This window comes from Aeromonas sp. TECH754, assembly GCF_056279295.1.
In genome coordinates, this window is record NZ_JBWBRA010000001.1 from 3,339,363 (window position 1) to 3,353,800 (window position 14,438).

General features: G+C 60.8%; 14 protein-coding genes and 1 tRNA gene. 3 read left to right on the forward strand and 12 right to left on the reverse strand.

Annotation, left to right across the window (positions count from 1 at the left end; genetic code table 11):
- Positions 1–110 precede the first annotated feature (110 nt).
- From ACZ9IL_RS15095 to ACZ9IL_RS15130, 8 genes are all read right to left on the reverse strand, one after another.
- A complete protein-coding gene (locus ACZ9IL_RS15095; protein ID WP_476004221.1) occupies positions 111–254 on the reverse strand; it encodes a hypothetical protein in 144 nt (47 codons plus the stop codon).
- Positions 255–394: 140 nt separating this feature from the next.
- On the reverse strand, positions 395–1,108 hold the full coding sequence (gene deoD / locus ACZ9IL_RS15100; protein WP_033129531.1) for a purine-nucleoside phosphorylase: 714 nt from the start codon (positions 1,106–1,108) through the stop codon (positions 395–397).
- Positions 1,109–1,257: 149 nt separating this feature from the next.
- Positions 1,258–2,466 (reverse strand): phosphopentomutase, encoded by a 1,209-nt coding sequence (locus ACZ9IL_RS15105; RefSeq protein ID WP_476004222.1) that lies wholly within the window; start codon positions 2,464–2,466, stop codon positions 1,258–1,260.
- Between the two features lie 14 nt (positions 2,467–2,480).
- Positions 2,481–3,812, reverse strand: a complete 1,332-nt coding sequence (gene deoA / locus ACZ9IL_RS15110; RefSeq protein WP_476004223.1) for a thymidine phosphorylase — start codon at positions 3,810–3,812, stop codon at positions 2,481–2,483.
- A 73-nt stretch (positions 3,813–3,885) separates the two neighbouring features.
- Positions 3,886–4,659 (reverse strand): deoxyribose-phosphate aldolase, encoded by a 774-nt coding sequence (gene deoC, locus ACZ9IL_RS15115; protein ID WP_349919749.1) that lies wholly within the window; start codon positions 4,657–4,659, stop codon positions 3,886–3,888.
- Between the two features lie 391 nt (positions 4,660–5,050).
- Entirely contained in the window at positions 5,051–5,221 is a 171-nt protein-coding gene (locus ACZ9IL_RS15120; protein WP_033129527.1) for a XapX domain-containing protein, read from the reverse strand.
- 123 nt (positions 5,222–5,344) lie between these two features.
- Positions 5,345–6,619: a NupC/NupG family nucleoside CNT transporter gene (locus ACZ9IL_RS15125; protein WP_476004224.1), complete on the reverse strand. Its 1,275-nt coding sequence runs from the start codon at positions 6,617–6,619 to the stop codon at positions 5,345–5,347.
- Positions 6,620–6,831: 212 nt separating this feature from the next.
- Positions 6,832–7,620, reverse strand: coding sequence for a TatD family hydrolase (locus tag ACZ9IL_RS15130; RefSeq protein ID WP_476004225.1), 789 nt, complete (start codon positions 7,618–7,620; stop codon positions 6,832–6,834).
- Between the two features lie 40 nt (positions 7,621–7,660).
- Here ACZ9IL_RS15130 and tppF point away from each other — a divergent pair, with 40 nt between their 5' ends.
- Positions 7,661–8,275 carry a type IVa pilus pseudopilin TppF gene (gene tppF / locus ACZ9IL_RS15135; protein ID WP_476004226.1) on the forward strand — a complete coding sequence of 205 codons (615 nt, stop codon included), beginning with the start codon at positions 7,661–7,663 and terminating at the stop codon, positions 8,273–8,275.
- A gap of 326 nt (positions 8,276–8,601) precedes the next feature.
- On the opposite strand, the gene rlmD is transcribed toward tppF, so the two are convergent.
- The 3 genes from rlmD to ACZ9IL_RS15150 all read right to left on the reverse strand — a co-directional run bounded on the left by rlmD (position 8,602) and on the right by ACZ9IL_RS15150 (position 12,901).
- Positions 8,602–9,951, reverse strand: a complete 1,350-nt coding sequence (gene rlmD, locus ACZ9IL_RS15140; RefSeq protein ID WP_476004227.1) for a 23S rRNA (uracil(1939)-C(5))-methyltransferase RlmD — start codon at positions 9,949–9,951, stop codon at positions 8,602–8,604.
- 254 nt (positions 9,952–10,205) lie between these two features.
- Positions 10,206–11,630: an ammonium transporter gene (gene amt / locus ACZ9IL_RS15145; protein WP_476004228.1), complete on the reverse strand. Its 1,425-nt coding sequence runs from the start codon at positions 11,628–11,630 to the stop codon at positions 10,206–10,208.
- Between the two features lie 509 nt (positions 11,631–12,139).
- Positions 12,140–12,901 carry a COG4705 family protein gene (locus tag ACZ9IL_RS15150; RefSeq protein ID WP_476004229.1) on the reverse strand — a complete coding sequence of 254 codons (762 nt, stop codon included), beginning with the start codon at positions 12,899–12,901 and terminating at the stop codon, positions 12,140–12,142.
- 277 nt (positions 12,902–13,178) lie between these two features.
- Between ACZ9IL_RS15150 and ACZ9IL_RS15155 the strand changes: the two genes are divergently transcribed.
- Entirely contained in the window at positions 13,179–13,631 is a 453-nt protein-coding gene (locus ACZ9IL_RS15155; RefSeq protein WP_476004230.1) for a VOC family protein, read from the forward strand.
- An 8-nt stretch (positions 13,632–13,639) separates the two neighbouring features.
- Here the strand turns inward: ACZ9IL_RS15155 and ACZ9IL_RS15160 are convergent.
- Positions 13,640–13,724 (reverse strand) — tRNA-Leu (locus tag ACZ9IL_RS15160).
- 143 nt (positions 13,725–13,867) lie between these two features.
- Between ACZ9IL_RS15160 and ACZ9IL_RS15165 the strand changes: the two genes are divergently transcribed.
- A complete protein-coding gene (locus ACZ9IL_RS15165) occupies positions 13,868–14,389 on the forward strand; it encodes an RDD family protein (protein ID WP_476004231.1) in 522 nt (173 codons plus the stop codon).
- Positions 14,390–14,438 lie beyond the last annotated feature (49 nt).

Sequence of the window (14,438 nt, forward strand, 5' to 3'; positions counted from 1 at the left end):
GGCTCTTTATCTACCATCGGATCTTGGCAAACAGCATGGGCCGAGAGCGGCGTGATTGAGATCTCAGGAGGTGATGCGGGGCCAGTCGGTCCCTCGTTGCGCTCTGGCGTTTAGGCCAGCCGGTTCCATCGTCGGCCAACAGAAAGGGCATTGTTGTTGTCGATCAGCAGATCTGCCAACCGTTGCCTCGCCCCCTCTCTGGCCCACGCGATGTCCGGAATCAGCATGAAGAGCAGCGGAGCCAGAATATGCATGCATTTCATTGTCTTAATCTCATAAAGAGTTGCCGGAAAGTATAGGCGGCGCCATCCTCTTCCTGCGTCCCCCACCAGATCCCGGGCATAAAAAAACGGCGACCCAGGGTCGCCGTTTTGCAGGAAGCCGAGGCTCTGGATCAATCGCCCAGCAGCACGGAGTCCAGCGCGATTTCGATCATGTCGTTGAAGGTCAGTTGACGCTCCTCGGCGGTGGTCTGCTCGCCGGTGCGGATATGGTCGGAAACGGTACAGATGGTCAGGGCCTTGGCACCGTACTCGGCAGCCACGCCGTAGATACCGGCGGCTTCCATCTCGACACCCAGGATGCCGTATTTTTCCATGACGTCGAACATGGAGGGATCCGGGGTGTAGAACAGATCGGCGGAGAACAGGTTGCCCACGCGCACGGCAACGCCTTTGTTCTTGGCGGCCTGCACGGCATTGGCAACCAGATCGAAGTCGGCGATGGCGGCGAAGTCGTGATCCTTGAAGCGCAGACGGTTGACCTTGGAATCGGTGCAGGCACCCATGCCGATCACCACGTCGCGCAGCTTGACGTCTTCACGCACGGCGCCGCAGGAACCCACGCGGATGATGGTCTTGACGCCGTAGTCGGTGATCAGTTCCTTGGTGTAGATGGAGCAGGACGGGATGCCCATGCCGTGACCCATGACGGAGATACGGCGACCCTTGTAGGTGCCGGTGAAGCCGAGCATGCTGCGCACGTCACAGACTTGCTCGACGTTCTCCAGGAAGGTTTCGGCGATGTACTTGGCACGCAGGGGGTCCCCTGGCATCAGTACTGTGTCAGCAAAGGCGCCATCTTTTGCATTGATATGAGGAGTTGCCATTCTCTTGATTCCTTCACACTAGGTTGAGTTTTATTGTCTTTATTGGGTTGCCCGTCGCCTTGGCGACGGGCGGGTAAATTACAAGAAGCGAGTACTGCTGTGCAACCTGGGCAGGCCCTGCATCCACAATGCACTGCCCAGGGTCGGCATCACAGGAAGCTGGTGCCGTACTGCAGCTTGGGCAGACCGTGGTAGGCCGCGATGCTCTGACCGATATCGGCGAAGGTCTCGCGACGACCGACACTGCCTGCCTTGACCGGCTTGCCGAAGAACAGCACCGGAATGTATTCACGGGTATGATCGGTGCCGCTCCAGGTCGGGTCACAGCCGTGGTCGGCAGTCAGTACCACCACGTCGCCATCCTGCAGGATCTCGAACAGCTCCGGCAGACGGGAATCGAAGTACTCCAGCGCGTCGGCGTAGCCCTTGACGTCACGGCGGTGACCGTAGGAGGAGTCGAAGTCGACGAAGTTGGTGAAGACGATGGTCTGATCACCTGCCGCCTTCACCTCTTCCAGGGTGCGATCCCACAGCTCGGTCAGGCCGGTACCTTTCACCTGCTTGGTGATGCCCTGGTTGGCATAGATGTCGGCGATCTTGCCGATGGAGACCACCTGGCCACCCGCTTCCTTCATGTAGTCCAGCACGGTCGGCGCCGGCGGCAACACGGAGTAGTCGTGACGGTTGCCGGTACGCTTGAAGTTGCCCTTGCCGCTGCCCACAAACGGACGGGCGATGACCCGACCGATGTTGTAGGGCTCCAGCAGCTCGCGCACTATGTGGCACAGCTCATAGAGCTTCTCGAGGCCGTAAGTCTCTTCGTGGCAGGCAATCTGGAACACCGAGTCGGCAGAGGTGTAGAGGATCGGCTTGCCGGTCTTCATGTGCTCTTCGCCCAGATCGTCCAGCACCTGGGTACCGGAAGCGTGGCAGTTGCCGAGGTAGCCCGGCAGGCCCGCCTTCTCGACGATGGCGTCCAGCAGCTCCTGCGGGAAGCTGTTGTGGTGATCGTGGAAGTAACCCCACTCGAACAGCACGGGCACGCCGGCGATCTCCCAGTGGCCGGACGGGGTGTCCTTGCCGGAGGAGAGCTCCTGGGCGAAGCCGTAGGCACCGACCACCTCGATATCTTTCTGCAAGCCAGCCGGGAAGTAGCCGGAAGCCTGCTCCCCTGCGTGGCCCAGGCCCAGTTTGTTCAGGTTCGGCAGATGAAGAGCGCCACGGCCTTCAATCTCACCGGCGGCACAGGCCTTGGCGATATGGCCAAGGGTGTTGGCGCCCACATCTCCGAACTTCTCGGCATCGGCGGCAGCGCCAATACCGAAGGAGTCCATCATCAGAATAAAGGTACGTTTCATGGGTCTTCCCCTTGTTACAAATCGGCCAGACCGATGCGACGATAAACCTCGGGCAGTGCCTCTGGTCGGGTGTCACCGATCTTGACGGCTGCCTGCACCATGCGGGCGGCCTCGGCAAATTGAGCTTCTGTCTGAGCGTGGATCAGCGCGAGCGGCTTGTCAGCCTCGACGCTCTGCCCCAGGCGGATAAAGTCGGTCAGACCGACCGCATAATCGAGTTTGTCACCGGCGGCGCGGCGACCGCCCCCCATGGCGACTACGGCCAGGCCCAGTTCACGGGTGTCCATGGCGGTCACAAAACCGGCCTGACTGGCATAGACGGGACGCACGATGGCGGCCTTGGGCAGGTAGCTGTCATGACGTTCGATGAAGTCGGCGGGACCACCGAGGCCGGTCACCATGCGACCGAAGATCTCGGCCGCCTTGCCGTTGTCCAGCACGGCTTGCAGCTTGGCGCGGGCATCGGCGTCGTCGCTGGCCAGATGGGCGGAGATCAGCATCTCGGCACAGAGCGCCATGGTGACTTCGTGGATCCGCGGGTTGCGATAGGCACCGGTCAGGTAGCGCACCGCTTCACGCACTTCCACCGCGTTGCCGGCGCTGGAGGCCAGCACCTGGTTCATGTCGGTGAGCAGTGCCGAGGTGCGACAACCGGCACCGTTGGCCACGGCGACGATGCTTTTCGCCAGCTCCTCCGAGGCCTCAAACGTCGGCATGAAGGCGCCTGAACCGACTTTCACATCCATCACCAGCGCTTCGAGCCCGGAGGCGAGCTTCTTGGAGAGGATGGAGCCGGTGATCATGGCGATGGATTCGACGGTGGCGGTGATGTCGCGTACCGCGTAGATGCGCTTGTCGGCGGGGGCCAGATCACCGGTCTGGCCTATGATGGCGACCCCGGCCTCTTTCACCACTTTCAGGAAGCGATCGTTGTCGACCGAGGTCTGGTAGCCGGGGATGGCATCGAGTTTGTCCAGGGTTCCGCCGGTGTGGCCGAGGCCACGACCGGAGATCATCGGCACGAAGCCACCGCAGGCGGCGACCATGGGGCCGAGCATCAGGGAGACGACGTCACCCACACCGCCGGTGGAGTGTTTGTCGACGATGGGGCCGCCCAGGTTCAGGTGATCCCAGGTCAGCACCATGCCGGAGTCGCGCATGGCACAGGTCAGGGCGACCCGCTCATCCATGGTCATGTCCTTGAAGTAGACCGCCATGGCGAGCGCCGCGATCTGGCCTTCGCCGATGCTGTTGTTGGTAATGCCCTGAACGAAGAACTGAATCTCTTGGGTACTGAGCGCTTCACCGTTGCGCTTCTTGCGAATAATTTCTTGAGGCAAAAACATCTTTCATTCCCTCCGTGCGCCTGGCACGAACACAGACCGAAATAGGGGACGGCATGCCGTCCCCTGCCACCGCTTAGTAACCGCTGGTATTGGCCGGCTTGTCGCCGTGGCCCAGGGTCGCCAGCAGGCTGGCCAGCAGGCTGGAGGCACCGAAGCGGAAGGTACGGGGGGAAACCCAGTCCTTGCCCAGGATCTCTTCGGCCATGGCGAGGTACTGACCGGCTACGGCCGCGTCCTTCACGCCACCGGCCGGCTTGAAGCCGACTTTCGGGTTTTTGGCCTTGATCACTTCCATCATGATGCGGGCCGCTTCCGGGGTCGCATTCACCGGCACCTTGCCGGTGGAGGTCTTGATGAAGTCGGCACCGGCATCGATACAGATCTCGGAGGCGCGACGGATCAGCGCCTCTTCCTTCAGCTCGCCGGTCTCGATGATCACCTTCAGCAGGGCTTGAGTGCCGCAGGCTTCCTTACAAGCTTTGACCAGATCGAAGCCGACCTGTTCATTGCCAGCCATGAAGGCGCGGTACGGGAACACCACGTCCACCTCGTCGGCACCGTACGCCACGGCGGCACGGGTCTCGGCCACGGCGATCTCGATGTCGTCGTTGCCGTGGGGGAAGTTGGTCACGGTGGCGATGCGCACGTCGGCGGCACCGATCTCACGCAGGGTCTTGCGGGCGATGGGGATGAAGCGGGGATAGATGCAGACGGCGGCGGTGAGGCCAGCCGGGGACTTGGCCTTGCGGCACAGGTCGATCACTTTCTGATCGGTGTCGTCATCGTTCAGGGTAGTCAGGTCCATCAGGTTCAAGGCGCGTTGGGCGGCCAATTTCAGATCAGTCATGCTATGTCTCCAAAGTCTCGATAAGTCCCGGATACCGGTGATCACTCGTCGCCGAGCACGCAGGATCGGCAACAGAAGATCCCGGGTAAAGGGGATATGGAATTACAGCGCAAATGCACAGGCAATACGGCTGCAAATAAGGCAAGAGCCCTGTCACTTTCTTACAAAAGTGCGGACTTGGTTCCATGAAGACTTGAGAAAGGCCGACAACCGCTGACCCGACTTCCCAATCAATTCCATTTGACCGCCAACACCCACTTCATGTGGGTATTAGTCAATGCCAGCACCCTGCTGGCATCGCCTATTTCAGCCGAGATACCCCGTGTTTGCAAGCCGGATTTGCCATTTTCAGAGGTACCTCACATCTGGCAAATCCGGTACTGGAAAGTGCTTAAGAGAAGAAGCGGGTCAGGATCCAGGAGTAGGCAATCCCCCCCAGATACACCCCGACGATCCCCATTACCCCGGACAAGACGGGAGGTGCCGGGATCGGTAATTTGAGGAAAGAAAACAACAAGCCAACGATAAAGCCGGCCGCCATCGCCAGTAGCACTTCATTCATATAACCTCCGATTTGACTCATTTTATTATTAGTCTAGATACGCAAACGGTTGACACCATTCCAAACGAGAACGCCACAGCATTGTGCTGTGGCGTTCGTCTTTACCTGACTGTCAGGCAAATACTACATGGCTGTCAATGCCAGGAAGAAGCCTGCGATGGTGGCAGACATCAGGTTGGACAGCGAGCCTGCCAGCACAGCCTTCAGACCGAACCTGGCGATGGTGCCGCGACGGTTCGGCGCCATGGAACCCAGACCACCGAGCAGGATGGCGACGGAAGACAGGTTGGCGAAACCGCACAGGGCGAAGGAGATGATGGCCTTGGTGTGGTCGGACATGGCCACGCCGTTGATCAGCACCTCATCTTTCAGGTAAGGGGCGAAGTTCAGGTAAGCCACGAACTCGTTCACCACCAGCTTCTGACCGATGAAGGAACCTGCCACCACGGCTTCGCTCCAGGGCACACCGATGAGGAAGGCCAGCGGGGAGAACAACCAGCCCAGCAGCAGTTCCAGGGAGAGCTGCGGATAACCGAACCAGCCACCCACACCGGCGAAGAGGCCGTTGATCATGGCGATGAGGCCGATGAAAGCCAGCAGCATGGCGCCCACGTTCAGGGCCAGTTGCAGACCGGCGGACGCACCGGCGGCAGCGGCATCGATCACGTTGGCCGGCTTGTCGTCCAGCTCGCCATCGGCAGCGCTCTCGTCATAGTTGGGGGTCTCGGTTTCCGGTACCAGCAACTTGGCGAACAGCAGACCACCCGGGGCGGCCATGAAGGAGGCGGCGATCAGGTATTCCATCTTGACGCCCATGGAGGCGTAACCGGCCAGCACGGAGCCGGCGACGGAGGCCAGGCCACCACACATGACGGCGAACAGCTCGGAGTCGGTCATCTTGCCGATGAAGGGACGCACCACCAGCGGGGCCTCGGTCTGGCCGACGAAGATGTTGGCGGTCGCAGACAGGGATTCGGTACGGGAGGTACCCAGTACTTTTTGCAGACCACCACCCAGCAGTTTGATGACCCACTGCATGATGCCGAGGTAATAAAGAACCGCGATCAGGGAAGAGAAGAAGATGATGACGGGCAGTACGCGGAAGGCAAAGATGAAACCACCGCCACCGAAGACTTCAAACATCTTGTTGCTGACCAGGCCACCGAACAGGAATTCGATACCGTTGTGGCCATAACCGATGACGCTGGAAACAGCATCAGATACGCCGACCAGAATATCCCGGCCGACAGGGACGTAGAGCACGAATGCACCCAGGCCGGCTTGAATGGCAAAGGCACCGCCAACGGTGCGAATTTTGATTGCTTTGCGATTACTGGAGAACAGCACCGCGATAAGGATGAGCGTCGCCATCCCTACCAGACCCATTATCAGATTCATTATTAATACTTCCTCTTATGTAGCACCTTCCAGCTTGTTAACGTTTTGTATCTTAAAGCCGTTAATCAAGGGTGCGCATTATACTAATTAAGGTGCGACAAAGTAGAACGCTGGTCACATTTTATAAGGCCGAAAAGGGCCGACCGTCGTTTAATTAGACCGCAAACGATTTTTATGGGTTCTGTTTTTTATTACTGCGATAGCGAAGTTAATCAACTGTTAATTTCACTATCCCTGCGCGGGAAGGCCCGCAAAGTGGATTCATGTAACACCGAGACAACATCTGCCAGCGGCTGCTGCCGCAAGTCGGCCAACAATTGCGCGATAAGTGGCAGGCTGGCGGGGCTGTTGGGCTCTCCTTGCTGCCCTTGCAGCGGCATGTCGGGGGCATCGGTTTCCAGCAGCAAGGCCTCCAGCGGCATGCCGCGCACCGCCTCCCGGGTCTTGTTGGCGCGCTCATAGCTGATGACACCGCCAATCCCCAGCCTGAATCCCAGTTGCCAGAACACCTCGGCCTGATGAAGGGAGCCACTGAAGGCGTGGATCACGCCGCCACGGGCCGGTTTGAAGCGCCGCAGGACCTTGGCGACGGTGTCGTTGGCGCGCACCGAGTGAACGATGAGCGGCAGATCAAATTCCATCGCCAGCCTGATCTGCGCCTCGAACAGCTCGAGCTGGCCCTCCTGCGGCACCTGGCTGCGCAAGTCCAGTCCGCACTCGCCGATGGCCACCAGGCCGCGAGGCCGGCTCGCCAGCAAGGCGTGCAGCCGTGCCAGCACGTCGGGCGCCTGCGCCCCCACATACCAGGGATGGATGCCCAGCCCATAGGCGATGCCGGCATGGCGCTCGGCCAATGAGATCACGCGAGTCCAGTTTTCCTCTCCCACGGCGGGGATGATATACTCGCCCACTCCCAATTGACGCCAGCTGGCCAGCAGCGCCTCCCGCTCGGGCTCGAAGACCGGAAAGTCGAGGTGGCAGTGGGTATCGATCAGTTGCATATCACGTTTACCTGTTTGTCGTACTTAATGGGTTCATTCCATGTCAAAACGCATTTCTCACGGTTTTACCCTGATAGAGCTGGTGCTGGTCATCATAGTGCTGGGGATCCTGGCGGTCACCGCCCTGCCCCGCTTCATCAACATCCAGGACGATGCCCTCAAGAGCAGCGTGTCGGCGACCGCGGGCAGTTTTTCCAGCGCCGTCCAGCTGGCCCATGCGGGCTGGGCCGTCAAGGTGAGGGGAGAGCCGCTGGCACTCTACAACTTTAGCGGCATGGGCAAGCAGGATCTCGATATCAACAGCCACGGCTGGCCGGTGGGCACCAAGGAGGATCAGGGCGGTCAGGGGCCGGATACCGTCTTCCCGGGGGGCGACAGCGATCAGATCTCCGTCAGCAGCCGGGATGACTGTGAGAGCCTGTTCGGCGGCCTGCTCGACACCGATCAGACCGCCACCGATGAGCTGCACACCGACTCGGACAGCGACTATATCTCCCGCCTGATCCCCGCCGATGGGCAGGTCGCCGGCAATCTGCGCCACGACAACTGCCGCTACATATTGCGCGACTCCATCGGCCGTCTGCCCGCTTACCCGAACGGGTTGAGCTTCGACTACAACAGCGTCAGCGGGGCCGTGACCCGCAATTTTCAGTGATTCCATCCTCGCCCTTGTCTGACGCTTCCTCGTCCTCATCATGACGCACCGGCGCGCAGCAGCGCCGGTTCTCGGGCACCAGCCCCCACTCCTGGCACCAGGCATCGTAGCGGGCCAGCCAACGCAGCAATATCCCCTTCATGCTCCCTCCTCATACCGATGGGGACGGATGACATCTGCCCCATCGCTTCAAGCACCGGCGCCCTCGGCACCTTGAGCCACCTCGTCACAACGGCGGCCAATGCGGCTCTGTCTCGCCGATCGGCAGCCATAAAAAAACGACTCCATTGGAGTCGTTTTTATCAGAGCCATCTGGCTAATTCAAATCAGTCCTTGGCTGGCAGGCTCAGCCGGACAACCGCTTCAACGTGCATGGAGTGCGGGAACATGTCCACCGGCTGCACCTCGTCCAGCACGAAGCCCTGCTTGACCAGCCAGGCCAGATCCCGGGCCAGAGTCTGCGGGTTGCAGGAGACGTAAACCAGACGACGCGGCGCCATGGCGACCAGAGTCTGCAGCACCGCCTTGTCACAGCCCTTGCGGGGCGGATCCATCACCACCACGTCGGCGCTCACGCCCTGGGCGTGCAGCTCGGGCATCAGTTGCTCGGCCTTGCCCACGTGGAATTCGGTGTGCTCGATGCCATTGAGGGCCGCATTGCGGCGGGCGTCGGCGATGGCGCTCTCCACCGATTCGATGCCGACCACTTTCGCCGCCTTGTTCGCCAGGAACAGGGAGATGGTGCCGATGCCGCAATAGATGTCGAACACCGTCTCGTTGCCGGTCAGCTCGGCGTAGTCGAGTGCCTTGGAGTAGAGCACATCGGTCTGGCTCGGGTTGTTCTGGAAGAAGGAGAGCGGCGAGATCTCGAACTCGAGCTCATGGATCTTGTCGCGGATCACCCCTTCCCCCAACAGCACCCGATTGCTCGCGCCCAGGATACGGTTGGTGCGCTCGTCATTGATGTTCTGCACCAGGGTGGTGATGGGCAGATCGGCCAAGGCAGCCAGCAGCTCGGCCTCGGCAGGCAGCGCCTCGCCCAGGGTTACCAGCACCACCATCAGCTCGCCGCTCTTGAAGCCCTTGCGGGTCATCAGGTTGCGCACGCAGCCGCTGTGATTCACCTCGTCATAGGCCGCGACTTCGTGCTCGCGCATCCAGTTGCGCACCCGGGCGTTGAGCTCCACATGCAAGGGATCCTGCACCGCGCAGTCATCGGCGGTGATGAGATCGTGGGAATGCTTGCGATAGAAGCCGATCTCGGCGCCAGCCTCGCTGCCGCGCACCGCATATTGCGCCTTGTTGCGATAGGCGAAGGGGCTGTCCATGCCGAGGATGGGATTGACCTGAGTCGTCAGCCCGACCTGCTCCAGCGCGCTTTGCACCAGATCCTGCTTGAGCTTGAGCTGGGCCGGATAGGCCAGCGGACGCACCTGGCAGCCACCGCACTCAGTATTGGGGCAGAAATCGGGAACCCGGTCGGCGGAGGGCTGGGTCAACTCCACCAGCTTGCCGTGCAGGTAGTTCGGCTTGACTTCGGTCAGCTCCACCAGGGCCTGTTCACCGGGCAGCAGCCCCTCGACAAACAGGGGGCGATCGAACAGGCGTCCCTTGCCATCCCCTTTGTCGGTCAGTTCCAGAATATCGATCTGATGTTGGTGTCCCACTAACGGCATGAGCGGCTCCGAAGGCATAGATAAAGGATGGAAACAGGGCTAACCCGGCTACCCCGAATAAAGGGTGGCAGAGTTTAGCGGAGATCCGCCCAAAATGCAGGCATAAAACGCCGCCAGAACGAAATAGCGGGGGCAACCCCATGGACAAAGGATGGGAGCAAAGGCTCCGCATTCTCGCGCCTTGCATACGGGCCGCCATAAAAAAGCCGCCGGGCAGGGCCGGCGGCAGATACATCAACGGGAGCTCAGTGGGATTACAGGCTGTAGGCCTTCTCGCCATGGCTGGTGACATCCAGCCCTTCCCGCTCGGCATCTTCTTTGACGCGCAGGCCGAGCAGCAGATCCACCAGCTTGTAAGCCACGGCGGAGACCAGCCCGGTCCAGGCCACCGTCACCAGCACGCCGATGATCTGGATCTTCACCTGGGTCAGGATGGAGTAGCCCTCGGCGACCTGATTGGTCACATAGTCCCACACTCCGGTACCGCCCAGATCCGGGCTGGCGAAGACCCCGGTCAGCACAGCACCCAGGATCCCGCACACCCCGTGCAGGCCGAACACGTCCAGGCTGTCATCGGCCCCCAGCAGGCGCTTGAGACCATGCACCCCCCACAGACCGGCGACACCGCTCAGCAGACCGATGATGAGGGCTCCACCGACGCCGACGAAACCGGCGGCCGGGGTGATGGCAACCAGACCCGCGACCGCACCGGACACGGCGCCCAGCAGGGAGGGACGGCCCTTCATCAGCCACTCGGCGAAGGTCCAGGCGAGCGCGGCGGCGGCAGGGGCTACCCAGGTGTTGATCAGGGCCAGGGCGGCGGTACCGTTCGCTTCCAGCGCGGAGCCGGCGTTGAAGCCGAACCAGCCAAACCACAGCAGAGCCGCACCTATCATGGTCATGGTCAGGCTGTGGGGCGTCATGGGGTCACGACCGTAACCCACCCGTTTGCCCGCCATGAAGGCACCCACCAGACCGGCGACCGCCGCGTTGATGTGCACCACAGTGCCGCCGGCAAAGTCCAGGGCGCCGTGCTGGAACAGGTAACCGGCGGTGGCACCGGCAGCGTCGGCCGCTGCCGCATCTGTATAGGCATCCGGACCTGCCCAGTACCACACCATGTGCGCCATCGGGATGTAGGCGAAGGTGAACCAGATCACCGCGAACAGCAGCACGGCGGAGAACTTCATCCGCTCGGCGAAGCCGCCGACGATGAGGCCGCAGGTGATGGCCGCGAAGGCGCCCTGGAACACCACGAAGATGAATTCGCTGATCCCCACGCCCTTGCTGAAAGTGGCACCGATAGAGTCAGGCGTGACCCCCATCAGCAACACCTTGTCAAAGGAGCCGTAGAAGGCGCCCCCTTCGGTGAAGGCCAGAGAGTAGCCATAGACCACCCACAGCACGGTGATGAGGCAGAACAAGGTGAACACCTGCATCAGCACGCTCAGCATGTTCTTGGCGCGTACCAGGCCGCCGTAGAACAGCGCAAGCCCCGGGATCGACATCAGGATCACCAGGGTGGCCGCCACCATCAGCCAGGTGTTGTCACCCTTGTTGATGGTCACGGCCGCCGCCTGCACCACATCAGCCTGCGCAGCCACCTCTTCGGCCCAACCGGGGGCCGCCATGGTGGCGGTCAGCGCCAGCAGGCCAGTCATTACGAGTCTCTTGAACATACAGCCCTCTCCTTGTCATCCCGGCACCTGGCCGGGTCCATTTCCTGATATGAAAGTCAACGTTGGGTATTCGCCCAAACCCGGATCGTCAAATCAATATTGCCCCACCCCAACCCTCGGTATGACCCCGCGGGGATCATCATGGCGACATGACGGATTTAAAGCATAAAACAGGCCAAAAAATATAATCTTTATTTTTCAACATCTTGAATCGATTGTGATGTGATTACGCACCATGATGGCGCAGTCTGGCCACAAACAGGATCAGGATCGCACTTCGGCTGTGCAGCGAGGACGGGGCGCACCAAGATGGGACAGGGGACGACAATCGAGGAAGGGATGAGGGTGATCGCGGCGAACATATACCCGTGAACAGGGCAAGCCTGTGGCTCCGGCCTGGCGGCAGAGAAGGTGGGATAAAGGGATGCGGAGGGCAGAAAGAAGGGGAAGCCGGATCTGCGCTTCCCCACCGGCTACCGGGCCCTGCGGCCCGGCATCATGGGCCCTGTCTACGCGGCCTGTCGCCTCAGGGTCAGGTAGCCTACCAAGAGGAGGATCAGCACGAAGAAGACCTCGCTGACGGTCGTCACCCCATACCCCAGCCCGCCGTGCTTGACGGACTGCGACAGCAGATCACCCACCGAGGCCCCCAGCGGCCGGGTCAGCACATAGGCGATCCAGAAGCTGAGCACCGTATTCATCCTGAAGACCCTGTGCGCCACGGCCGTCAGCGCGATCAGACCGCCAAATAGCAGGGTCGCATTGAGATAGCCGATATCCATCCCCTCCGACACCCAGTCACCGGCCGCCGTGCCAAGGGCAAAGGTGACCAGGATGGCGAGCCAGTAGAACTTCTCCCGCTTGAGGGTATTTATAGAATTAATGGAAAGGGTGCCTTCATGACGAAACCAAATGGCAAAAGTGACCAGCAGCAGCAGGGTAAAGACGCTGGTCGAGAGCCAGAGCGGGATCCCGACCCGATCGGTCAGGTTGTCGGTCAGCAAGGTACCGAAGATGCTGACCAGCACCACCGCCAGCCAGTAACGCCAGGGCTCATAACGCACCGCCTTGATCTGCAGGGCGAGCACCACGACCAGCAGAACCCCCATCAAGGCCGACGTCAGGATCAGCCCCAGATGCTGGTTGAAGATCAGATAATCCGCCGCGGTTTCACCGACAGTGGTGGACATCATCTTGATGATCCAGAAGATCAACGTCACTTCCGGCACCTTGTTGGCCATGGTGGTCAAAAAATCGGATCGATGTTGCATGCTGCCTCCCGAGATACCCTCTGGTATGGGCAGACTATGGGCAGGGAAACTTAACAGCGTGTTAAGGGCGTGCGGGGAACCTGTGCCGAACCCGCAGGCGTGGCTGTCTGCGAGCCACCCCGTGCCGGTGACAAGCATCCGGCGTAATCGGGCCGGTCCTGTCTCCCTGCACCGCCACATGAGGGGCGTCATCACGCCGGATCTGGCTGACGCCGCGGCGTTCGGGTCATACTGGCGCGACTATGTCCCTTGACCCTGCGTCCGCCACGAGGATCCCATGACCAATCTCAAAGTAACTGAAATCAAGGCCTTCGTGCCCGCCCGCGACTTCGCGCTCTCCAGGCAGTTCTATCAGGATCTGGGGTTCACCCTGGCCTCCGATGGCGGCGGGGTGGCCTACTTCCACTTCGGCGAGGTGAGCTTCCTGCTGCAGGACTTCTACCATGAGGCCCTGGCCGAGCACTTCATGCTGCACATCCTGGTGGAGGATGTGGCGGCCTGGTGGGCCCACGTGAATGACAGCGGCATCGCCTCGCGCTACGGCGTCAGGGTGACGGAGATCGTCAGCCAGCCGTGGCACATGAAGGACTTCTGCCTCTATGGCCCGTCCGGCGTGCTGTGGCGCATCGCCCAGAACACCGGCCAGGTGGCAAAGTGGAAAAAGCGAAGGGGAAACAGCGAGACGCAGAAAAACAAAAGGCCATCCGCGAGGATGGCCTTTTGTCACTGAATTCTGAATGGTGCCCGGGGTCGGACTCGAACCGACACGTCTTTCAACGGCGGATTTTGAATCCGCTGCGTCTACCGATTTCGCCACCCGGGCAACTGCGAGGGATTATACGAATGGCGTTTGGGCATGCAAGGTGTTTTTCTTGTGTCAGCTCCCGTTTGCTCATTTATTCAACGCCTTGCCGATATTAAGCCAGTTACATAGAATGCCCGCATCATATTAATGGAATAACCACCATGGCCAAGCGCAAGACTGTCTCTTCTCCCCAGACCCCTCCCCCGCAACACCAGTACCCCTCAGCCGGTTTGCTGCGCCGCCTGGGCGCCCTGCTCTATGACTACCTGGTGGTCACCTCCCTGCTGATCATCGCCGGCTTCATTGGCATGGGCGTGGCTTATCTGCTGCTGGCCACCGGCATGGCGACCGTGCCCGAGGGCAAGGATGCCTCCTGGCTGCTGACCAGCCCGCTCTACAGCGCCTGGCTCGCCCTCATCATCTGCGGTTTCTACACCTGGTTCTGGACCCGCGCCGGCCAGACCATCGGCATGCGCGCCTGGCGTCTGCGCATCCAGAATGTGGACGGCAGCAACATTCGCATCACCCAGGCGCTGATCCGGCTCGCCACCGCCGCCTTCGGCCTCGGCAATCTGCTGTGCGTGTTCAACCGCGAGCGGCCCCGCGCCTTCCAGGACATCTGGGCCGAATGCGAGGTGGTCGTGCTCGGCAAGCAGGAAAATCTGGAGCAGTTGAGCAAGTAATCCAGGCGGCTGAAAAAACAACAAGGGCACCCATGGGTGCCCTTGTTGT

What these genes read in the sequence shown, in the direction of transcription:
- deoC (WP_349919749.1), bottom strand. Translation starts at nt 4,659, where the DNA reads ATGACTGATCTGAAATTGGCCGCCCAACGCGCCTTGAACCTGATGGAC.
- ACZ9IL_RS15120 (WP_033129527.1), bottom strand. Translation starts at nt 5,221, where the DNA reads ATGAATGAAGTGCTACTGGCGATGGCGGCCGGCTTTATCGTTGGCTTG.
- amt (WP_476004228.1), bottom strand. Translation starts at nt 11,630, where the DNA reads ATGTTCAAGAGACTCGTAATGACTGGCCTGCTGGCGCTGACCGCCACC.
- rlmD (WP_476004227.1), bottom strand. Translation starts at nt 9,951, where the DNA reads ATGCCGTTAGTGGGACACCAACATCAGATCGATATTCTGGAACTGACC.
- tppF (WP_476004226.1), top strand. Translation starts at nt 7,661, where the DNA reads ATGTCAAAACGCATTTCTCACGGTTTTACCCTGATAGAGCTGGTGCTG.
- ACZ9IL_RS15105 (WP_476004222.1), bottom strand. Translation starts at nt 2,466, where the DNA reads ATGAAACGTACCTTTATTCTGATGATGGACTCCTTCGGTATTGGCGCT.
- ACZ9IL_RS15095 (WP_476004221.1), bottom strand. Translation starts at nt 254, where the DNA reads ATGCATATTCTGGCTCCGCTGCTCTTCATGCTGATTCCGGACATCGCG.
- ACZ9IL_RS15125 (WP_476004224.1), bottom strand. Translation starts at nt 6,619, where the DNA reads ATGAATCTGATAATGGGTCTGGTAGGGATGGCGACGCTCATCCTTATC.
- ACZ9IL_RS15130 (WP_476004225.1), bottom strand. Translation starts at nt 7,620, where the DNA reads ATGCAACTGATCGATACCCACTGCCACCTCGACTTTCCGGTCTTCGAG.
- ACZ9IL_RS15155 (WP_476004230.1), top strand. Translation starts at nt 13,179, where the DNA reads ATGACCAATCTCAAAGTAACTGAAATCAAGGCCTTCGTGCCCGCCCGC.
- ACZ9IL_RS15150 (WP_476004229.1), bottom strand. Translation starts at nt 12,901, where the DNA reads ATGCAACATCGATCCGATTTTTTGACCACCATGGCCAACAAGGTGCCG.
- deoD (WP_033129531.1), bottom strand. Translation starts at nt 1,108, where the DNA reads ATGGCAACTCCTCATATCAATGCAAAAGATGGCGCCTTTGCTGACACA.
- deoA (WP_476004223.1), bottom strand. Translation starts at nt 3,812, where the DNA reads ATGTTTTTGCCTCAAGAAATTATTCGCAAGAAGCGCAACGGTGAAGCG.
- ACZ9IL_RS15165 (WP_476004231.1), top strand. Translation starts at nt 13,868, where the DNA reads ATGGCCAAGCGCAAGACTGTCTCTTCTCCCCAGACCCCTCCCCCGCAA.